General features: G+C 69.0%; 17 protein-coding genes and 2 rRNA genes. 10 read left to right on the top strand and 9 right to left on the bottom strand.

All coding sequences use genetic code 11. From position 1 onward, the window contains the following. Positions 1-197 precede the first annotated feature (197 nt). From AB0B64_RS04950 to AB0B64_RS04960, 3 genes are all read left to right on the top strand, one after another. On the top strand, positions 198-821 hold the full coding sequence (locus AB0B64_RS04950) for an RNA polymerase sigma factor (protein WP_357946418.1): 624 nt from the start codon (positions 198-200) through the stop codon (positions 819-821). Next, the gene (locus AB0B64_RS04955) at positions 814-1,806 is read left to right on the top strand and encodes a CU044_5270 family protein (RefSeq protein ID WP_357946416.1); all 993 of its coding nucleotides are present in this window, start codon (positions 814-816) and stop codon (positions 1,804-1,806) included. Before AB0B64_RS04950 ends, AB0B64_RS04955 begins: the two co-directional genes overlap by 8 nt. 148 nt (positions 1,807-1,954) lie before the next feature. Further along, positions 1,955-2,653, top strand: coding sequence for an alternative oxidase (locus AB0B64_RS04960; RefSeq protein ID WP_357946414.1), 699 nt, complete (start codon positions 1,955-1,957; stop codon positions 2,651-2,653). On the opposite strand, the gene AB0B64_RS04965 is transcribed toward AB0B64_RS04960, so the two are convergent. Beyond that, on the bottom strand, positions 2,650-4,107 hold the full coding sequence (locus AB0B64_RS04965) for an MFS transporter (RefSeq protein WP_357946411.1): 1,458 nt from the start codon (positions 4,105-4,107) through the stop codon (positions 2,650-2,652). The genes AB0B64_RS04960 and AB0B64_RS04965 overlap by 4 nt on opposite strands. A 55-nt stretch (positions 4,108-4,162) precedes the next feature. Between AB0B64_RS04965 and AB0B64_RS04970 the strand changes: the two genes are divergently transcribed. The 4 genes from AB0B64_RS04970 (at position 4,163) to AB0B64_RS04985 (ending at position 9,229) form a co-directional block, all read left to right on the top strand. Then, complete coding sequence (locus AB0B64_RS04970; RefSeq protein ID WP_357946409.1) at positions 4,163-4,870, top strand: TetR/AcrR family transcriptional regulator; 708 nt, start codon at positions 4,163-4,165, stop codon at positions 4,868-4,870. Positions 4,871-4,883: 13 nt separating this feature from the next. Beyond that, complete coding sequence (locus tag AB0B64_RS04975; RefSeq protein ID WP_358174744.1) at positions 4,884-6,503, top strand: AMP-binding protein; 1,620 nt, start codon at positions 4,884-4,886, stop codon at positions 6,501-6,503. Positions 6,504-6,564: 61 nt separating this feature from the next. Then, positions 6,565-8,181, top strand: coding sequence for a PucR family transcriptional regulator ligand-binding domain-containing protein (locus AB0B64_RS04980; RefSeq protein WP_358174747.1), 1,617 nt, complete (start codon positions 6,565-6,567; stop codon positions 8,179-8,181). Positions 8,182-8,203: 22 nt separating this feature from the next. After that, complete coding sequence (locus AB0B64_RS04985) at positions 8,204-9,229, top strand: methyltransferase (RefSeq protein WP_358174750.1); 1,026 nt, start codon at positions 8,204-8,206, stop codon at positions 9,227-9,229. Between the two features lie 21 nt (positions 9,230-9,250). Here AB0B64_RS04985 and trpS read toward each other — a convergent pair whose 3' ends face one another. Further along, the gene (trpS, locus tag AB0B64_RS04990; protein WP_357948103.1) at positions 9,251-10,213 is read right to left on the bottom strand and encodes a tryptophan--tRNA ligase; all 963 of its coding nucleotides are present in this window, start codon (positions 10,211-10,213) and stop codon (positions 9,251-9,253) included. 207 nt (positions 10,214-10,420) lie between these two features. Continuing rightward, complete coding sequence (locus tag AB0B64_RS04995) at positions 10,421-10,564, bottom strand: hypothetical protein (RefSeq protein WP_357946400.1); 144 nt, start codon at positions 10,562-10,564, stop codon at positions 10,421-10,423. Positions 10,565-10,762: 198 nt separating this feature from the next. Here AB0B64_RS04995 and AB0B64_RS05000 point away from each other — a divergent pair, with 198 nt between their 5' ends. After that, on the top strand, positions 10,763-12,241 hold the full coding sequence (locus tag AB0B64_RS05000) for a phosphodiester glycosidase family protein (RefSeq protein WP_357946398.1): 1,479 nt from the start codon (positions 10,763-10,765) through the stop codon (positions 12,239-12,241). Between the two features lie 430 nt (positions 12,242-12,671). On the opposite strand, the gene AB0B64_RS05005 is transcribed toward AB0B64_RS05000, so the two are convergent. Further along, the gene (locus AB0B64_RS05005; RefSeq protein WP_357946395.1) at positions 12,672-13,727 is read right to left on the bottom strand and encodes an aldo/keto reductase; all 1,056 of its coding nucleotides are present in this window, start codon (positions 13,725-13,727) and stop codon (positions 12,672-12,674) included. 55 nt (positions 13,728-13,782) lie between these two features. Here AB0B64_RS05005 and AB0B64_RS05010 point away from each other — a divergent pair, with 55 nt between their 5' ends. After that, a complete protein-coding gene (locus AB0B64_RS05010; RefSeq protein WP_358174753.1) occupies positions 13,783-14,211 on the top strand; it encodes a MerR family transcriptional regulator in 429 nt (142 codons plus the stop codon). Between the two features lie 4 nt (positions 14,212-14,215). Here the strand turns inward: AB0B64_RS05010 and AB0B64_RS05015 are convergent, their stop codons facing one another. From AB0B64_RS05015 to AB0B64_RS05025, 3 genes are read right to left on the bottom strand one after another with little or no spacing between them, the layout of a single operon-like run. Further along, complete coding sequence (locus AB0B64_RS05015) at positions 14,216-14,728, bottom strand: SRPBCC family protein (RefSeq protein ID WP_358174756.1); 513 nt, start codon at positions 14,726-14,728, stop codon at positions 14,216-14,218. After that, complete coding sequence (locus AB0B64_RS05020; protein WP_357946386.1) at positions 14,725-15,060, bottom strand: metalloregulator ArsR/SmtB family transcription factor; 336 nt, start codon at positions 15,058-15,060, stop codon at positions 14,725-14,727. The genes AB0B64_RS05015 and AB0B64_RS05020 overlap by 4 nt, the downstream gene beginning before the upstream one ends. 48 nt (positions 15,061-15,108) lie before the next feature. Then, a complete protein-coding gene (locus AB0B64_RS05025; RefSeq protein WP_358174759.1) occupies positions 15,109-16,014 on the bottom strand; it encodes a LysR family transcriptional regulator in 906 nt (301 codons plus the stop codon). Positions 16,015-16,086: 72 nt separating this feature from the next. On the opposite strand from AB0B64_RS05025, the gene AB0B64_RS05030 reads away from it, so the two are divergent. Further along, positions 16,087-16,488: a RidA family protein gene (locus tag AB0B64_RS05030; protein WP_358174762.1), complete on the top strand. Its 402-nt coding sequence runs from the start codon at positions 16,087-16,089 to the stop codon at positions 16,486-16,488. A 945-nt stretch (positions 16,489-17,433) separates the two neighbouring features. Here AB0B64_RS05030 and rrf read toward each other — a convergent pair. Both rrf and AB0B64_RS05040 read right to left on the bottom strand, forming a co-directional pair. After that, positions 17,434-17,550 (bottom strand): 5S ribosomal RNA (gene rrf / locus AB0B64_RS05035). 87 nt (positions 17,551-17,637) lie between these two features. Further along, positions 17,638-17,728 (bottom strand): 23S ribosomal RNA (locus AB0B64_RS05040); the annotation flags it as partial.

Below are 17,728 nucleotides of genomic sequence, written 5' to 3' on the forward strand. Positions count from 1 at the left end.
CTTCGAGTATCCCGGCTCGTCATCGTCGCACCCACCTCCAACATGTCCACACGACACCAAATCCCCTTACATGGTGTCATGCAGATTCCTGCGCCGACTTCGACCATATGTCAGGACATAAGGACTTACAACTCCCGAGAACTCATATCGCGGTATCGGGTGAAAGGGGCTGACAGTATCGGCGACGGGAGTACCGGGTGGTTGTGGAAACAGAGTCGGCCGACGGCGGCGCGGTGTTGAGCGGCATGGACGACGCCGAGGTGATCCGGCGCTCCCACAGCGATCCGGGCGCTTTCGCCGCGCTGTTCGACCGGCACGCGCCCGCCTTACATCGCTACGTCACCCGCCGTCTGGGGGACTCGCTGGCCGACGACATCGTCGCGGAGACGTTCCTGGCCGCGTTCAGGCGGCGCGAACACTACGACCCCGGGCGCGCCGATGCCCGCCCCTGGCTGTACGGCATGGCCGCCAACCTCATCGGCCACCATCGCCGCCGGGAGGTCAGGTCCTACCTGGCGCTGGCCAGGACCGGGATCGACGAGGTGGCGGAGGGTTACACGGACCGGGTGGAGGCCCGCGTGTCGGCCTCGGCCGTGCACCGGGAGCTGGCCGAGGCGCTGGCCGCGCTCTCCGCCGACGACCGGGAGGTGCTCCTGCTGGTCGCCTGGGCGCAGCTCAGCTACGAGGAGGTCGCCAGGGCGCTCGACATCCCCCTCGGAACCGTCCGCTCCCGGCTGCACCGGGCCAGGAAACGCACCCGCGCCGCGCTGGGCGGCGTCGACCCCACCGCGATCACCGACGAGGAGGCCGACCGTGGATGACCTGAACCTGCTCCAGGGGCTACGCGCGGACGCGCCGGAGCCCGACGCGGCCCGGCTCGCGGCCCTGCGCGACCGCCTCACCTCGGCCACGACCGCGACGGTCTCGCCTCCTGAGCGGCGCCGGCTGTGGCGGCCCCTCGCCAGGCGCGCGCTGCTCGCCGGGACCCTGGCGGCCGGGCTGGTGGTCGCGCTGACATTCGCCGGGCCCGCCCACGAGAGCCGTCCCACGCGTCCGGCGCCCAGCATGCGCCCGGGCAGCCTCCTGCTGCTGGAGCAGGCGGCCACGGCGGTCGAGAACAAGACCTCCTCGACTCCGCGCCCCGACCAGTGGGTTTACACCAAGTCCAAGGTCGTGCAGCCCGGCGACGGCCGCGTGACCACCCAAGAGAGCTGGTTCAGATACGACGGAAAGCGCCGCGCCGACTTCTTGGACGGCGAGCTGAAGGTCTCCGATGTCCCGCCGGACCCGGACGACGACGACCTTTCGCCGCAGAAGTACCACGACAGGCTGACGGCCCTGCCGACCGAGCCCGACAAGCTGCTCGCGAAGGTCTCGCGCGACAGGCATTGGAGCGACCTGCCGAAAGAGGACCCAGGCGCCGGCGAGCCGGCCGACGACCGGGCGTATCGGGTCCTCTCGGTCTACCTGGAGCAGCAGGCCGTCATGCCGCCGAAGCTCGAGGCCGCGATCTTCCGGGCCATGGCGAGGATCCCCGGCGTCAAGATCGCCGTGGACGTCCCCGACGCGGAGGACCGGCTGGGCATCGGCGTCTACTACGAGCCGAAGGGGCAGCAGGTCACCACGGAGTACCTCGTCCTCGATCCGGCGACCTACCACCTGCTCGGCCGTCGCACGATCTGGAACCGCGACGAGTGGATCACCATGCCGGGCAAGGCACCGGAGCCGGCCTTCGAGGCGGGCAGCTTCTGGGCGTCCGCCGAGCTGAGGTCCGGCATCGTCGACAAGCCCGGGCAGATCCCCTAGGGGATCTCCCGTCCGCCCGCGGGCGTACGACCGCCTTGATCGCTACGCCCGCGAGGGCACCACGATTGCCCACCGGCGGCCGACGACCGGCCACCCCCCGCTCCCCCACCATCGAGTCATCACCGAAGAAGACTCAGGGAGAGCGGACATGACCATCACCGTGGACCACCGGCCCGACGTGCACCCCGGCCCGCCGAAGCTCGACCGCGAGCAGTTGCTCCGCGCCGAGCGGGACACGCTCGACACCCCGCGCATGAAGTACAGCCTGCTGGCCAAGATGATGTTCAAGCCCGTCGACCTCATGTACGGCAAGCAGGGCTCTTTCACCAAGTTCGCCATGCTGGAGATCATCGCCCGCGTGCCGTACCAGGCGTGGGAGCGCATGGGCTACTGGGCGGTGCACCGCCACGCGGGCCGCTCGGGCCTGGCCAGGCGGGTCTTCGAGCGCATCGTGGAGGCCCGCACCGATCAGGACAACGAGCAGTGGCACCTGCTGATCATGCAGGACCTCGTCCAGCGACACGGCCTCAAGCAGAACTGGCTGCTGCACAAGGCGGCGCCGTGGCTGATCTCGTTCTTCTACTACCACGTGTCGTGGGTGCTGTTCCTGGTCCGGCCCGACTGGAGTTACCGGTTGAACGCGGAGTTCGAGGACCACGCGGAGCACGAGTACATGACGTTCGTGGCGGACAACCCCGGCCTGGACTTCGTCCCCGACCCGGGCACCTACGCCGCCGAGTACGGCCGCTACCACTCGGTGGCCGACCTGCTGCGACAGGTCGGCCACGACGAGCGGACACACAAACTGGACAGCCTGGAGGCCATGCGCGAGCCCCGCATCCGCTAGACCGGGGCGGACTGGGTGGTGTCGGCGGTGACTGCGGGAGCGGCCGGCCGCAGCACCGCGAGGGCGAGCAGCGCGGCCGCCACGCAGAACCCGGCCCCGACCCAGGAGCCGAAGTGCATCGCGTCGGTGAAGGCCGCGCGGGCGGGCTCCACGATGCCCAGGTTGAAGGCGCCGCCGATCGACTCCCTGGCCGCCTCGGGCGCGTCGGCGGGCATCGCCGAGGTGAACACCCCGGCCAGCACGCTGCCCAGGATGGCGATGCTCATGGCCATGCCGACCTGCTGCACGGTGTCGTTCAGCGCGGAGCCGACCCCCGCGTGCTCCATGGGGATGGCCCCCATCAGCGACGCGTAGGCCGCGGGCCCGGCGAGGCCGCCACCGACGCCCATGATCAGCAGCGCGGTGAGCACCGCGACGTAGCCGGTGGTCGTGGCGAGCACCACGAAACCGCCGCACATGACCACCAGCCCTGTGGAGATCAGCACCCGGTTGCTGGCCTTCTTGCCCAGTCCGGCGCCGACCACGTTGAAGACGGTCGCGGCGATGGCGTACGGCAGCAGCGCCAGACCGGCCTGCATGGGCCCGTAACCGAGCACGAACTGCAGATACTGCGTCAGCATCAGCATCACGGCGCCGGCCCCGAACGACATCAGCAGGATCGAGAACGACGCCCCGCTGAAGTTGCGGTTCCTGAACAGTTCGAGCGGCAGCATCGGGTGGTCCGACCGCCGCTCCCAGATCACGAACGCGCCGAGCGCGACCACGGCGATGGCGATGCCGACCGGGTTCCACTCGCGCTCGATGATGACATAGACGGCCGAGGTCAGGCCGATGATCGACAGCACCACGCCCACCGGGTCGATCTTCCGGCCCGCGCTGCGGGTCTCCGGCATCAGTGTCACGGCGGCGACGACCGCGATCAGCGCGATGGGGATGTTCAGCAGGAAGACCGAGCCCCACCAGTAGTGGTCGAGCAGGAAGCCGCCCAGCGTGGGGCCCGCGATCACCCCCACCATGGCGACGGCGCTCCACGCGGCCATGGCCTTGCGCCGCTCCTCCTCGTCGAAGACGGTCATCAGGATGGACAGTGTCGAGGGCATCAGCAGCGACCCGCCGATGCCCATGAGGGCCCGCGACCCGATCACCTGCCACGGCTCGGACGACAGCACCGCCAGCAGCGACGCGCCGCCGAAGAAGAGCAGGCCGATGATCAGGAACCGCCGGCGCCCGAACCGGTCGGACAGACTGCCCGCGGTTAACAGCAGACCGGCGTAGGCCAGCACGTAGGCGTCAATGATCCATTGGATGTCGCCGGGGCTCGCGCCCAGATCCTTGATCAGTTTGGGGATGGCCAGGTTGAGGACAGTGTTGTCGACGACCAGGACCAGGAGTGACAGACAGAGGACGCCGAGAATCCACCAACGACGGGGATCTCGCACAGTGTTCGATTCCACTCGCACACTGTACGACAAGCCTCGTACAGTGTGCGAGTGGAATTATCCTGGAGGCGTGACCAGCAAGCAGTACAACTCCGTGTGGTTCCGCGAGCCGCGCAAGCCGGCCAGCCCCGGCCCCGGTCGCAGCCGCGCAGAGATCGTCGCGGCCGCCATAGAGCTGCTCGACGACGAGGGCCTGGCCGGGCTGAGCATGCGCAAGCTGGGGGCGAAGCTCGGCGCGGGGGCGACCAGCCTCTACTGGTACGTGGCCAACAAGGACGAGCTGCTGGAGCTGGTCTACGACGAGATCTGGGGCGAGATGATGGCGCCTGACCCCGAGGAGGTGGGCTGGCGGGACGCCGCCTCGGTCATGGCCCACAGCATGCGCCAGGTGATCCTGCGGCATCGGTGGTCGGCCGACCTCATCGGCCGTCTGCCGGCGCTGGGGCCCAACGCGCTCATGATCTCCGACCAGACGCGCAAGACGTTCAAGCTGGCCGGATTCACCGGAGCGGACATCGACTACGCCAACGCGACGCTCACCGCCTTCGTGTTCGGCATGACGATCCCCGAGGTCGCCTGGGACACCGCGATGGCGGGCTACGACTACGACGGGGACGAGCTCCGCCAGACCGTCGCCAAGGCCGCGGCCGACTACCCCGACCTCTCGGACGCGATCAACACCGCCAACTACGAGGATCCCCGCGCGATGCGCGAGCTGTGCTTCGACTTCGGCCTCGTGTCGGTGCTCGACGGCCTTGAGAGGCGGCTGGTGACGTAGCAGGATCCCGAACATGAGCGATTTCCGTGCCGCACGTGACCTCCTCCTCGAAGCCGACTATCCGACGGCTCGCCGCGAGTTCCGCTGGCCGGAGCTGACGGACTTCAACTGGGCGCTCGACTGGTTCGACGGCGTCCTGGCCGCCGAGACCCCCGACGCGGTCGCGCTGAAGATCGTCGGCAAGGTCACCTACACCTTCGCCGAGCTGTCCGCCCGCTCCAACCAGGTGGCCAACTGGCTGCGCGAGCAGGGCGTACGACGGGGCGACCGGATCCTGCTCATGCTGGGCAACCAGGCCGAGCTATGGGAGTCGCTGCTGGCGGCCATGAAGCTGGGCGCGGTGATCATCCCGGCCACGACACTGCTGACCGCCAAGGACATAGTCGAGCGCGTCGAACGCGGCGGCGTCTCCCATGTGATCGCGAACGCCTCAGACGCGGGCAAGTTCGACGACGGCGGCTACACCAGGATCGCGGTCGGCGACGCCTACGGCTGGCTGCCCTACGCCGAGACCCGCGAGGCGGCCGCGGACTTCTCCCCCGACGGGCCGACCCGGGCCGGCGACACGCTGCTGCTCTACTTCACCTCGGGCACGACCTCGCAGCCCAAGCTGGTCGAGCACACGCACGCCTCCTATCCGGCGGGCCACCTGTCGACCATGTTCTGGATCGGGCTCAGGCCCGGCGACGTGCACCTCAACGTGTCCTCGCCCGGCTGGGCCAAGCACGCGTGGAGCAACGTGTTCGCGCCGTGGAACGCGGGCGCCACCGTGCTGATCCACGACTACCAGCGCTTCTCCGCCGTCGCCCTGCTGGAGGTGCTGCGCGACGAGCGGGTCACCACATTCTGCGCGCCGCCCACCGTGTGGCGGATGCTCATCCAGGAGGACCTGGCGGCCTGGCGGCTGCCCCTGCGTACGGCCGTCGCGGCGGGCGAGCCGCTCAACCCGGAGATCATCGACCAGGTCGCCAAGGCATGGGGGCTGACGATCAGGGACGGCTACGGCCAGACCGAGACCACCGCCCAGGTGGGCAACGTACCCGATGAGCCGGTCAAGCCGGGGTCGATGGGCCGGCCGCTGCCCGGCTACGACGTCGTGCTGCTCGACCCGATCACCGGCGAGGTGGGCGACGACGGCGAGATCTGCCTGCCGCTGACCGACCGCCCCCTCGGCCTCATGTCCGGATATGTCGGTGGATCTAGTGAGGCGATGCGGGGCGGCTACTACCACACGGGCGACGTCGCGACCCGTGACGGAGACGGCTACATCACCTACGTCGGCAGGACCGACGACGTCTTCAAGGCCTCCGACTACCGCATCTCACCCTTCGAGCTGGAGAGCGTCCTCCTGGAGCATGAGGCCGTCGCGGAGGCGGCCGTGGTGCCCGCGCCCGATCCGGTGCGGCTGGCCGTACCCAAGGCTTACGTGACGCTGGCGCCCGGGTTCGAGGCGGACGAGGCGACGGCCCGCTCCATCTTCGAGCACTCGCGGCGCGAACTGGCGCCGTACAAGCGCGTGCGCAGGCTGGAGTTCGGTGAGTTGCCCAAGACCATCTCCGGCAAGATCCGGAGAGTGGAGTTGCGGGAGCGGGCGGCCGCCCAGGAGTTCAGAGAGGACGAACTGGGCTCGTGACCGGCACTCTGTAAATGGGTACCTATCCGATCTTACAGGCTGATCGGCTAGGCTCGGGCGCGTGCTGCCCACCATCGCCGACGTCCTCGCCCTGGACACCGTCCGCCGCGGTAACCCGCGCGTGGTCGCGGGCGGCGACCGGCTGGACACCAAGGTGCGGTGGGTGCACGTCGGCGAGATCGTCGACATCGCCCACCTGCTCCGTGGCGGGGAGCTGGTGCTCACCACGGGAGTGGCGCTGCCCGAGGACCCGGAGAAGCTCGCCGACTACATCGGCGAGCTGTCCGCCGTCGGCGCCTCCGGGCTGATCGTCGAGCTGGGCCGCCGGTTCGTCCGCGAACTGCCCCGCGCGGTGGTCAAGACGGCGGAGGAGCACGGGCTGCCGCTGATCGTGCTGACCCGCGAGACGCCGTTCGTGCAGATCACCGAGTCCGTACACGAGCGGATCATCGACATCCAGCTGGAGGAGCTGCGCGCCTCCGAGCAGCTGCACGAGGTCTTCACCGAGCTGTCCGTGGAGGGCGCCTCGCCCGCCGAGGTGCTCGTCCAGGTGGCCCGGCTGTCCAGCCGCCCGGTCCTGCTGGAGAACCTCGCCCACCAGGTGCTGGCCTGCGAGTCCGCGGGCCGCGACGCCGGCGCGCTGCTGGCCGGCTGGGAGAGCAGGTCACGCGCGGTCGCACCGGCCGAGCGGACCGCCTACGACGCCGCCTCCGGCTGGCTGGTCACCACGGTCGGCGCGCGCGGACAGGACTGGGGGCGGCTGATCCTGATCTGCGAGCGCCCGCCGTCGCCCCGCGACCTGGTGCTCGCCGAGCGCGCCGCCACCACGCTCGCCCTGGGCCGCCTGCTCGAACGCCACCAGGAGTCCCTCGAACGCCAGGCGCACGGCACGATCATCACCGGCATCCTCACCCACGCCTACGCCGATCCGGACGAGGCCGCCGCCCGCGCCCGCGCCGTGGGCGTGCCGCTCACCGGGCGCAAGCTGGTCAGCGTCGTCATCCGGCCGACCGAGCCCGTCGAGCAGGCGCTCGACGGGCAGGCGCAGCTCGGCGAGCTGGCCGAGGCCACCGCCGCCGCCTGCCGCGACGCCCGGCTGCCCGCCCTCGTGGGCGCGCTCGACCAGGACCGCGTCGGCGTCCTGCTCCCCCTGCCCCCACGCTCGGGCGCCGAGCCCGCGCTGACGGCGCTCGCCGATCGGCTGCGCGTCCTGTGGAAGCCCGGCGCCGCGTTCGTCCTGGCCTCGGGCTCGGTGGTGGAGTCGATCAGGGACGTACGCCGCAGCTTCCTCGAAGCCGAGCAGGTGGCCGACGTGGCCGTCCGGCAGCCCGACGGCCGGGCCTTCTACCGGCTGCCCGACCTGCGCCTGCGCGGGCTGCTCCACCTGCTGCGCGACGACGCCAGGCTGCAGACGTTCGCCGAGCGGGAGCTCGGACCGCTGCTGGCGCACGACGCGCAGCGGGGCGGCGACCTGGCCCGCATCCTGCGCATCTACCTGGACGCGGGGCGCAACAAGGCGGTGGCCGCCCAGAAGGCCCACCTGTCCAGGCCCGCCTTCTACGACCGGCTGCGCCGCCTCGAACGCATCCTCGACACCGACCTGGACGACGTCGAGTCGTGCCTGTCCCTGCACGTGGCGCTGCTGGCGCTGGAGTCGTTCCGCCGGGACAGCAGATAACATTTCGGCTTACCGTCGCGATGTGCCCTTATTCGGTAATCCCCTGGAAGCGGCGGCGCACCGCCTGTCGATCCTGCCCCCGATGCTCGACTACTTCGGCGTCATGGGCCTGCACGCGCTGATCGCGGGGATGCGGCTCGGCCTCTTCGACGCCCTGCGCGGCGGCCCCGCGACCGCCGCCGACCTCGCGGGCTCGCTCGGCCTGAACCCGCACGCGACGGACGTGCTGCTGCGCGGGCTGGCCGGCCTCGGCTACCTGCGCGCCAGACGCGGCCGCTACCGGCTGACCCGCACGGCGCGCGTCTGGCTCACCGCCGACTCCCCCGCCTGCCTGGTCGAGGGCCTGTACTTCTGGGAGCGTACCGCCTGCGTGATCTGGCCCCAGCTCGAACGGACCGTACGTGACGGATCGCCCATCACCTCGCTGTACGCGCTGACGGAGAGCGAGCCCGAGCTGTCGCGCTCGTTCCAGGCGTGGACCGCCGCCGTGGCCGGCCGCCAGGCTCCCGCCATCGCGGCCGCCATCCCGGTCCCCGCGGGCGCCACGCGGATGCTGGACGTGGGCGGCGGCCATGCCCTTTACAGCGTAGAGCTGCTGCGACGGCACCCGGGACTGCGCGGCACGGTGATCGACCTGCCCGAGGCCCTCGCCTCGGCGGCGGCCCACCCCCGGCTGACGCTGCGGGCCGGCTCGTTCCTCGACGAGGACCTGGGCGGCGGGTACGACGTGATCCTGCTGTTCAACGTCATGCACTGTCTGAACGACCAGGAGGTGGGCACCCTGCTGGGGCGGCTGGCCAAGGCGCTCAACCCCGGCGGCACGATCGCGATCGGCGACCAGTTCGGTGACAGCCTCATGCCGGGCCGGGCCAGCCGCACCCTGCTCCACCTGCTCCACCTCAACTACCTGGTGGCGGGCGGCGGCCGGATACGTGACTACAAGGAAGTGGCCCGCCTGCTCAGGGCGGCCGGATTCACCAGACCGCGGCATCGCCGCCCCCTGAGATCCCCGGCCACCGAACTGGCCATCGCCAGAGGGCCGCGCTAAAAACCACGCTAAACCCCTCGCCTAGAAGCCCATCGCCGCTCGTACCTCCCCGAGGGTGACGATCGCCCGCTCACGGGCGCGCTCGTTGCCGTCCATCAGCACCTGCCTGGCATCGGCCGCCGAGTGCTCAAGGCGACGCTTCCTCATCGGGCGCAGGAACTCGTTGACCGCCTCCGTGACCAGCCGTTTCAGCGCGGCAGCCCCGCCGTTCCCGATCTCGTCGGCGATGGACTCGGGCGCGCGGCCGAGGCAGAGGCCGGCCAAGGTGAGCAGGTTCGCCACCTCCGGCCGGTTCGCCTCGTCGAAGGTGATGAGCCGCTCGGAGTCGGTACGGGCCGCGCGGATCAGCGCCGCCGTCTCGTCCTCGGTGGCGGACAGGGCTATCGCGTTGCCCCGGCTCTTGCTCATCTTGCCGCCGTCGAGGCCCTTGAGCAGCGGCCGCGCGCCCATCATCGCCTCCGGCACCGGGAAGACGGGCCCGTAGCGCTCGTTGAAGCGCCGCGCCACCAGCCGTGTCACCTCGACGTGCGGCAGCTGGTCCTTGCCGACCGGCACCAGCGTGCCCTTGCAGAACAGGATGTCGGCCGCCTGATGCACCGGGTAGGTGAACATCAGGCCGTTGACCGCCTGCTGCGTACTGTGCGCGATCTCGTCCTTGACGGTGGGGTTGCGGCTCAATTCGGCCACGGACACCAGGCTGAGGAAGGGCAGCAGCAGCTGGTTCAGCTCAGGGATCGCGCTGTGCTGGAAGATCGTCACCTTCGCGGGGTCGAGCCCGATGGCGAGATAGTCGAGGACCAAGCTGGTGATGTTCTGCTGGATCGCGCCGGGAAGATCCCGATCGGTGATCACCTGATAGTCGGCGACCAGCACGTACATCGGGTGGACGTCCTGCAGGGCGACGCGGTTGGCCAGCGTGCCGAAGTAGTGGCCCAGGTGGAGCGGCCCTGTCGGGCGGTCTCCGGTGAGCACGACGTGGTCCATCATGGGTTCCTTTCTTCAGGTCATGCCGTCCTGAAGAAGAACCCACGCGCCGGGCCCGTCCTGAGGACGGCCCGAGCATGCGGAGATCAGCGGCCGTCTGTCGGCCGCCACCACATGCTGATGCGTGTCATGCGCTCCATTGTAGTTGCAGGGGTAGGCGCAAGCCGCACAGAACCCAGAAGCTGTGCGGCTTGCGCCGGCTCGTAGTCACTCGTGAGGATCGCGCGTCACGACGGGGCGGGTCCGGTCGTCGGGATACATCACCCATCCGCGCGGACGGGTGACGAACGCGCCCAGGATGAACCCCAGAACCACGCTCGCGATGATCACAAGGAGGATGTTCAGCCCCATCACGGCTGCCTCTCGGACTGGTACGCCGCTCGGTCGCGGCCTACCGCACGGTAACGCCGCGCCCACAGTGCGCGCAGGAAAATCCCCCGAGGGATGTCAATCTTGTAACCTCTCAGACCGTTTAGCGTGTTTCCCCGCCTCCGCCACCATGATCTCGCCAGGATGGGTCGGTCCCTTTGCCCGCCCTCTGGAGTTTTCATGTCTCGACGCACCCTCGCCGTCGGCTTCTCGCTAGCCACGGTCCTCACGGCGACGGCTGTCCCCAGCGCAGCCGCCGAGCAGGTTTCGGTCTCGTTCCCCTCGGCCAAGTTCCCGCTGGGCGTGCCGGCCGTACCGGCCAAGACGATGACCAGCGTGGCGCCGGGCATCGACCTCTGGAACGTGAAGGCGGGCAAGGCGACCGACGGCTTCACCGTCACGGTCCTGATGCCGAGCGGCCGCGACTACGGCATGCAGCAGACGGCCGAGGCCAAGGTCGCCGAGGTCGAGGCCACGGGCGAGACGGCCAGCCTGCAGAAGGTCGTCCGGCCGAAGGTCGCCGACGCCGACGCCCAGACCGTCTACATGGTGCGGGTCGGCCTCTGGAAGTTTGAGGAGAAGGACAAGGCCGCCGAGACGGCCAAGAAGCTCAAGGACGCCGGTCTGAAGGTCAGGGTCGACTACGTCGGCGACGACGGCATGAAGACCACCGGGCCCTGGGACGTCAAGGTGGTCATGATCGACGCCAGGAAGTTCCGCGGCTCGTACAGCTCCACGCTCGGCACCAGCGTCGCCGCCCGCGAGACCGTCTCCTCGATGGCCAAGGCCAACAAGGCACTCGCGGCCGTGAACGGCGGCTTCTTCAACATCCACACCGCCAAGAACCTGCGCGGCGAGCCGGTCGGCATCTCGGTGGTCGGCGGCAGACTGCTCAGCGAGGCCGTACCGGGCCGCTCGGCCGTCGTGCTCAAGGGCCGTACGGCCCGCATCACCGAGCTCAAGTCGACCGTGACCGCGATCGCGCAGGACGGCCAGAAACTGGTGGTCAACGGCGTCAACCGCGCCGCGGCAGCGGACGAGCTGATCCTCTACACCGCGGAGTACGGCGCCAAGACGCCCACGGACAACGGCGCCGACGCCGTACTCGACGCCAACGACAAGGTCGTGGCACTACGCGCGCCGGGCGCCGAGGTACCGGCCGGCTCCCGGGTCCTGCACGGCTCCGCCGGAATCGCCGCCGAATGGCTGAACGCGCACGCGGCGGAAGGCGGAACCGTCAAGATCGACACCAAGGTCGTGGACGTACGGGCGGGCAAGGCACTCAAGCTGACCCCCGACCTCAGCGTGATCGGCGGCAACGTCGGCCTGGTCAGGAACGGGCACGTCAAGATCACCGCCAAGCGTGACGGCCACGACTCCGTGAACATGATCCTCCGCCGCCACCCGCGCACGCTGCTGGGCACCACCCGCAACGGCAGCCTGATCCTGGCGACCATCGACGGCCGGCAGCCCGGCGTGTCGGTGGGGGCCAACTTCATCGAGGCGGCCCAGTTCATGCGCTGGCTGGGCGCCAACCAGGCGGTCAACCTGGATGGTGGCGGCTCCACCGCGATGGTGGTGGGCAACAAGCTGGTCAACCGCCCGTCCGACGGGGTGGAGCGCGGCGTCGGCGACGCCCTACTGATCCTGCCGAAGTAACCACCCGCTCGCCCCCGAACGGGACCCCTTCCGGGACGGACCGCCCACCCCCCGGAAGGGGATATCCCACCCAGGGACCCCAACCACCACGGACCGCCCCTTCCGCTCCCCCGGAAGGGGAATCCCTCCCCAGGGCCCCACCCACGACGGACCGTCCTCCTCCGCCCCCCGGAAGCGGGAATCCCACCTGAGGGCCCCAACCACGACGGACCGTCTCTTCCATTCCCCGAAGGGGGTATTCCTCCGAGGGACCCCAGCCACGACGAACGGCCACAGGGCTCGAGACGGTCGCGTGACGGACCACCCGGCGAACCAGTGGTCACCGGCACCAGCCAGGCAAACGCGACCCGGCCAGGTGAGCGCGAGCTAAGCTGCGCCCACCCAGATCACCAGCGAGCCAGGCAACGGCCCTTCAGCGTCCCGCGACCCATCAGCCCGCCGCACGCTCCACCAGAGGCCGCCGACGCCGAGCGGGGTCCGACAGCGTCGCCGGGGTCCAAGCGCCGTCCGGGTGGTAGACGTTGGTCCCCGGGGGCACAATCTCGTCGATCCGATCAAGAACCGCGTCGTCGAGCGTAAGCGAGGCCCCCTTCAGCAACGACTCCAGCTGCTCCATGGTCCTCGGCCCAGTGATCACCGACGTGACCCCAGGATGCGCCGCACAGAAGGCCACGGCAAGCTCAGGCAGCGAGCACCCGAGACCGTCCGCGACCTCGGCCAGCTCCTCCACCGCGTCGAACTTGGCCACGTTCCCGGGGATCGAGGGGTCGAACCGGGCCGGCGTGAGCGAGGCACGACCGGTGGTGAGATCGACGGCCTGCCCCTTCCTGTACTTGCCACTCAGGAAGCCGGACGCGAGCGGGCTCCAGGTCAGCACCCCCATCCCGAGGCGCTGACAGACCGGCAGCACCGAGGCCTCGATCCCCCGGGCGAGCAGCGAATAGGGCGGCTGCTCGGTCCTGAACCTCTGAAGGCCACGGCGCTCGGCGACGTGATACGCCTCGACGATCTCGTCGGCTGGAAAGGTCGAGCAGCCGAAGGCGCGGATCTTCCCCGCGCGTACCAGGTCGGTCAGCGCGGAGAGCGTCTCTTCGATGTCGGTCGTGTGGTCGGGACGATGCACCTGGTAGAGGTCGATCCAGTCGGTCCGCAGACGCCGCAGGCTCTCCTCGACCTCCTTGACGATCCAGCGCCGCGAATTGCCGCCCCGGTTGCGGCCCTCCCCCATGGGAAAGTGCACCTTGGTGGCGAGCACGACCTCGTCGCGGCGTCCCTCGAGCGCCTTGCCGACGATCTCCTCGGACTCACCCGCGGAGTACATGTCCGCGGTGTCGATGAAGTTGATCCCCCGGTCGAGCGCGGCATGAATGATGCGGACACACTCATCGTGGTCCTTGTTGCCGACAGCCCCGAACATCATCGCGCCGAGACAGTGGACGCTTACTTCTATGCCGGTGCCGCCGAGAGTGCGGTAACGCATGGTCATGCCCGGCATCCTAGGATCTGGAGTCGACTCTAGATCAAGCCCTAACCTGTACGACATGCCGGATATTTTGAGCATTGGGCAGGTCGCGGAGCGGACCGGGTTGAGCATCCACACGCTGCGCTTCTACGAGCGCGAGGGCATCCTGCACAGTCCGGTGCGCCGCGGGGCCGGCGGGAACCGCGTCTACAGCGAGCAGGACATCGAGTGGCTGACCTTGTGCATGGTCCTGCGCGCCTCCGACATGCCGCTGGCGGCGATCCGCCGCTACACCGAGCTCGTCAGGGAGGGCGCGGGGAACGAGGCGGAACGACTCGCCCTGCTGAGACGGCACCGCGAGTATCTGATCACCCAGATGGCGAACCTCAACGAGTGCATGGACCTGATCAACTACAAGGTCGGGGTGTACGAGGACCTCATCGACGAGGGCGCGGCCGACCACTCGTGCAACAGGGAAGCTCTCCCGGCGGACGAAGGGCCAGGCTAGGGCACTATTGAGGAATCTCGGCACCCGACGGCAGGCCGTCCGCGACATAGGCGTCGTAGTGCTCACGCCACGACTCGGCGCTCTTGCCGTGCGGCCCGTCGGCCGGCTGCCCGGCCACGACCTTGTCCAGCTCGGCCAGGCAGACCGCCCATCCCGCCGCGTTGCGCGCCGCCGCGTCCTGCGCCTGGATCACGTTGACCAGCGTGAACGTACACCCACCAGCACCGTCCGGCGCCAACTCCAGCCGCAACTCGTCACCGCCCCACGTGAAAGCGAAGCGCCGCGGCGGATCCCAGGCCAGGATGGTGCCGGTGATGCTGTCCATATGCGGGTCGCCGGAGAACTCGATCTTCCCGCCTTCCCGCGCGTCCATCGTCACGTTCTGCGGGAACCAGTGAGTCAGCTCGCCCGGCTCGGTCACCGCCCGCCACACCCGCTCGATCGGGTGGGGGTACGTGCGCTGGAAGCGTACGGCCGGCCGGCCGTCGATCTCGACGTATGTTCCGCGGTCCATCATGACTCCTTGCCTATGTCTGCGCCTGTGCCCATCTCATCGAGGTGGCGCCCGAGGGTGTCGAGCCGGTCGTTCCAGAGCCGCCGGTACGGGGCCAGCCACTGATCGAGCTCGGCGATCGGCTCCAGATCGATCGCGTAGATGCGACGCTGCGCGTCCTTGCGCACCCGGACCAGCCCCGCCGCCCGGAGCACCCGGAGATGCTTGGACGCGGTCGGCTGGGTGACACCGAGCTCGTCGACCAGCTCCGTGACCGATCGATCACGCTCACGCAGCAGATCGAGCACCGCTCGCCGATGGGGATCCACGAGAGCCGCCCAGATCACATCGCTCATACCGCCCAACATACCTCAAGGCGTATGTACGCATCAAGGCATGTAGCACTAACGCGGGTCGGGGAGGCTCTTCCTACCCACGTCCAGAAACCGAGCGACCAGCGGATTCGCATCATCCCGCCGCCAGCACATGGCCACCGTGGTCCGCGCGCTGTCCGGCTCGATCCGGCGATAGACCACCCCCTTGAGCCTGATCCGCCGCACGCTCGCCGGGGCAAGGGACACCCCGAGCCCCGCCTCGACCAGCGCGGAGACCGTCGCCCACTCCACCGCGTACTGACCGATACGCGGCTCGAACCCCACCGACCGGCACAGACCCACAATCCGATCGTGAACCGTCGGCCCCGCGTCCCGGTTCAGCAGCACGAACGGCTCCTCCGCCAGCGCCGCGACAGGAACCACCCGCCGATCGGCAAGAACATGACCAACCGGCAGAACCACCACGAACTCCTCCGAGAGCACAACCTCGGCGGCCAGCCCCGGATCGTCAGGCGGCTCCCGCAGGAGCCCGACGTCGATCGAACGCTCAAGGAGCGCGGCCACCTGCGGCGCCGTCGTCATCTCCCTGATCTCCATCTCGACCCCGGGATAGCGATCCCGATAGGCCCGCAGCATCCCCGGCAGGATCGTCAACGCCAGCGACGCCGCGAACCCGACCCGAATGCGCCCGGCCTCTCCCCCACCGACGCGCCGCGCCGCCTCCAGCCCGTCCGCTATCTCGCCGAGCGCACGCCGAGCGGCAGGCAGCAGTTCGTGCCCCGCCGACGTCAGAACGACCCCACTAGCCCTTCGCTCGAACAGCGGATGCCCCACTCTCTCCTCCAGCCGCCTGATCTGCTGGCTCAAGGGCGGCTGCGCGACACCCAGTCGTACGGCGGCCCGCCCGAAGTGCAGTTCCTCGGCCAGAACGGCGAACGCGTAGAGCTGATGCAGCGCAAGTTGAGGGCGTTCCATACGCGCAGAGATATCACATCATTCGCTGAAACGTCTTAGACGTATCACAGCAGTTCCCCTACGGTTCGGCGTATGACAGAAGCAAGACGCGCGATCTTCAGCGGCTCCACCTTCGAGGAGCAGATCGGATATGCCCGAGCCGTGGTGGACGGCGACTGGGTCCACGTCTCGGGGACCACCGGGTTCGACTATGCAACCATGACGATCTCCGACGACGTGGTCGAACAGGCCGAACAGTGCCTGCGCAACGTCGGGACCGCGCTGACGGACGCAGGCTGTACGTTCGCCGACGTCGTCCGGGTCCGCTACCTGCTGCCCGACCGGGAGGACTTCGAGCCGTGCTGGCCGACCCTCCGCCGCTACTTCGGCGAGATCCGCCCGGCGGCGACGATGCTCGTGTGCGGCCTGTCCGATCCCCGCATGCGCTTCGAGATCGAGGTGTACGCACGACTCCGCCGAGCGGTTTCGGTGTGAGCGGGCACAACTCCGCCTAGCAGTTGCGGTATGAGCGGGCACGACTCCGCGGCGCGGTACCAGTGCGGGCCACACGGTTCCGCCAGTCCGGTACCAGCGTGAGCGAACACGTGGCTCCACCAGGTCGGTTTCAGCGTGCGGCTCCGTCGGGCCCGAATCCCGTGAGAGCGCAGACGCGGCTCCGCCAAGCTGGTTCTTATAGGAGCGCATGCGCGAATCCCCGCCCTTGATCACCACCCCCAGTGCCGCTCCCTTCCACTATTTCCCTTATTTCCCTGCACCCGCGAAACCGCGTCCGAGTCGCCCGAGCACGGCACCCCGGGACCGCACAAGGGGAGGCCACGAGGGGCGGCCACACGTGTGGAGAAGGAAAAGGCGGGACACATTGGCGGCAGCTGGCCATAGCGTGGCCGCCACTGCCGCAAGCTTGCGGACAAGCCGTACAAGCCGTACATGTAGGCGTGCAGGCAGCCGTACAAGCAGAGGGGCCGACCCGGATGTACCAGGTCGGCCCTCTCAGTCGCACATTCACACCACGGCGCATCTCAAAGCACGACCAGCTCACAGCACGGGCGCAGTTCACAGCACGGCACACCTGATCCGGACAGGGACGCGAGCCGACCAGCGCCCCGACATCGTGTCGTACGCGTACGCGTCGGCGTTGTGGCGTACGCGTCGGCGTTGGCGTAGGCCGGGGCCGGAGCAGTCGAACCTACCGGTCTTCTAGCCGAAGCTGCCCCCCGCGGAATCGCTGTTGGAGTTGGCGGTCGACGCTGCCGTTCCAGTACACCGCGTCAACGCGAAAAGAAGCCCAACGCACAACGCGCAAAACCCCGCAGCGCGCGAGACCCCGCAGCGCGCGAGACCCCGTAACGCGTGAGGCCCCTGAAACGCGGAAAAGGGCCCCACACGTGTGCGTGGAGCCCTTCCCCGTCATCAAAGATTGTCCGGCGGTGACCTACTCTCCCACACCCTCCCGAGTGCAGTACCATCGGCGCTGGGAAGCTTAACTTCCGGGTTCGGAATGTAACCGGGTGTTTCCTTCCCGCCATAACCGCCGTAACCCTATGAAACTGTCAAACACAACCAACCAACCAGCCTGTGTTTGTTGTTTCAGAATCACATAGTGGACGCGAGCAAGTATGCTTTGTGGTCAAGTCCTCGGCCTATTAGTACCGGTCAGCTCCACACGTTACCGTGCTTCCACCTCCGGCCTATCAACCCGGTCGTCTACCGGGAG

It is taken from the genome of Nonomuraea sp. NPDC049129, assembly GCF_040648495.1.
Classification (GTDB): Bacteria; Actinomycetota; Actinomycetes; order Streptosporangiales; family Streptosporangiaceae; genus Nonomuraea.

Bases quoted from the DNA above. Each gene is read 5' to 3' on its own strand.
- AB0B64_RS04960 (WP_357946414.1), top strand. From the start codon at position 1,955: ATGACCATCACCGTGGACCACCGGCCCGACGTGCACCCCGGCCCGCCG.
- AB0B64_RS04975 (WP_358174744.1), top strand. From the start codon at position 4,884: ATGAGCGATTTCCGTGCCGCACGTGACCTCCTCCTCGAAGCCGACTAT.
- trpS (WP_357948103.1), bottom strand. From the start codon at position 10,213: ATGGACCACGTCGTGCTCACCGGAGACCGCCCGACAGGGCCGCTCCAC.
- AB0B64_RS04995 (WP_357946400.1), bottom strand. From the start codon at position 10,564: ATGGGGCTGAACATCCTCCTTGTGATCATCGCGAGCGTGGTTCTGGGG.
- AB0B64_RS05000 (WP_357946398.1), top strand. From the start codon at position 10,763: ATGTCTCGACGCACCCTCGCCGTCGGCTTCTCGCTAGCCACGGTCCTC.
- AB0B64_RS05005 (WP_357946395.1), bottom strand. From the start codon at position 13,727: ATGACCATGCGTTACCGCACTCTCGGCGGCACCGGCATAGAAGTAAGC.
- AB0B64_RS05010 (WP_358174753.1), top strand. From the start codon at position 13,783: ATGCCGGATATTTTGAGCATTGGGCAGGTCGCGGAGCGGACCGGGTTG.
- AB0B64_RS05015 (WP_358174756.1), bottom strand. From the start codon at position 14,728: ATGATGGACCGCGGAACATACGTCGAGATCGACGGCCGGCCGGCCGTA.
- AB0B64_RS05020 (WP_357946386.1), bottom strand. From the start codon at position 15,060: ATGAGCGATGTGATCTGGGCGGCTCTCGTGGATCCCCATCGGCGAGCG.
- AB0B64_RS05025 (WP_358174759.1), bottom strand. From the start codon at position 16,014: ATGGAACGCCCTCAACTTGCGCTGCATCAGCTCTACGCGTTCGCCGTT.
- AB0B64_RS05030 (WP_358174762.1), top strand. From the start codon at position 16,087: ATGACAGAAGCAAGACGCGCGATCTTCAGCGGCTCCACCTTCGAGGAG.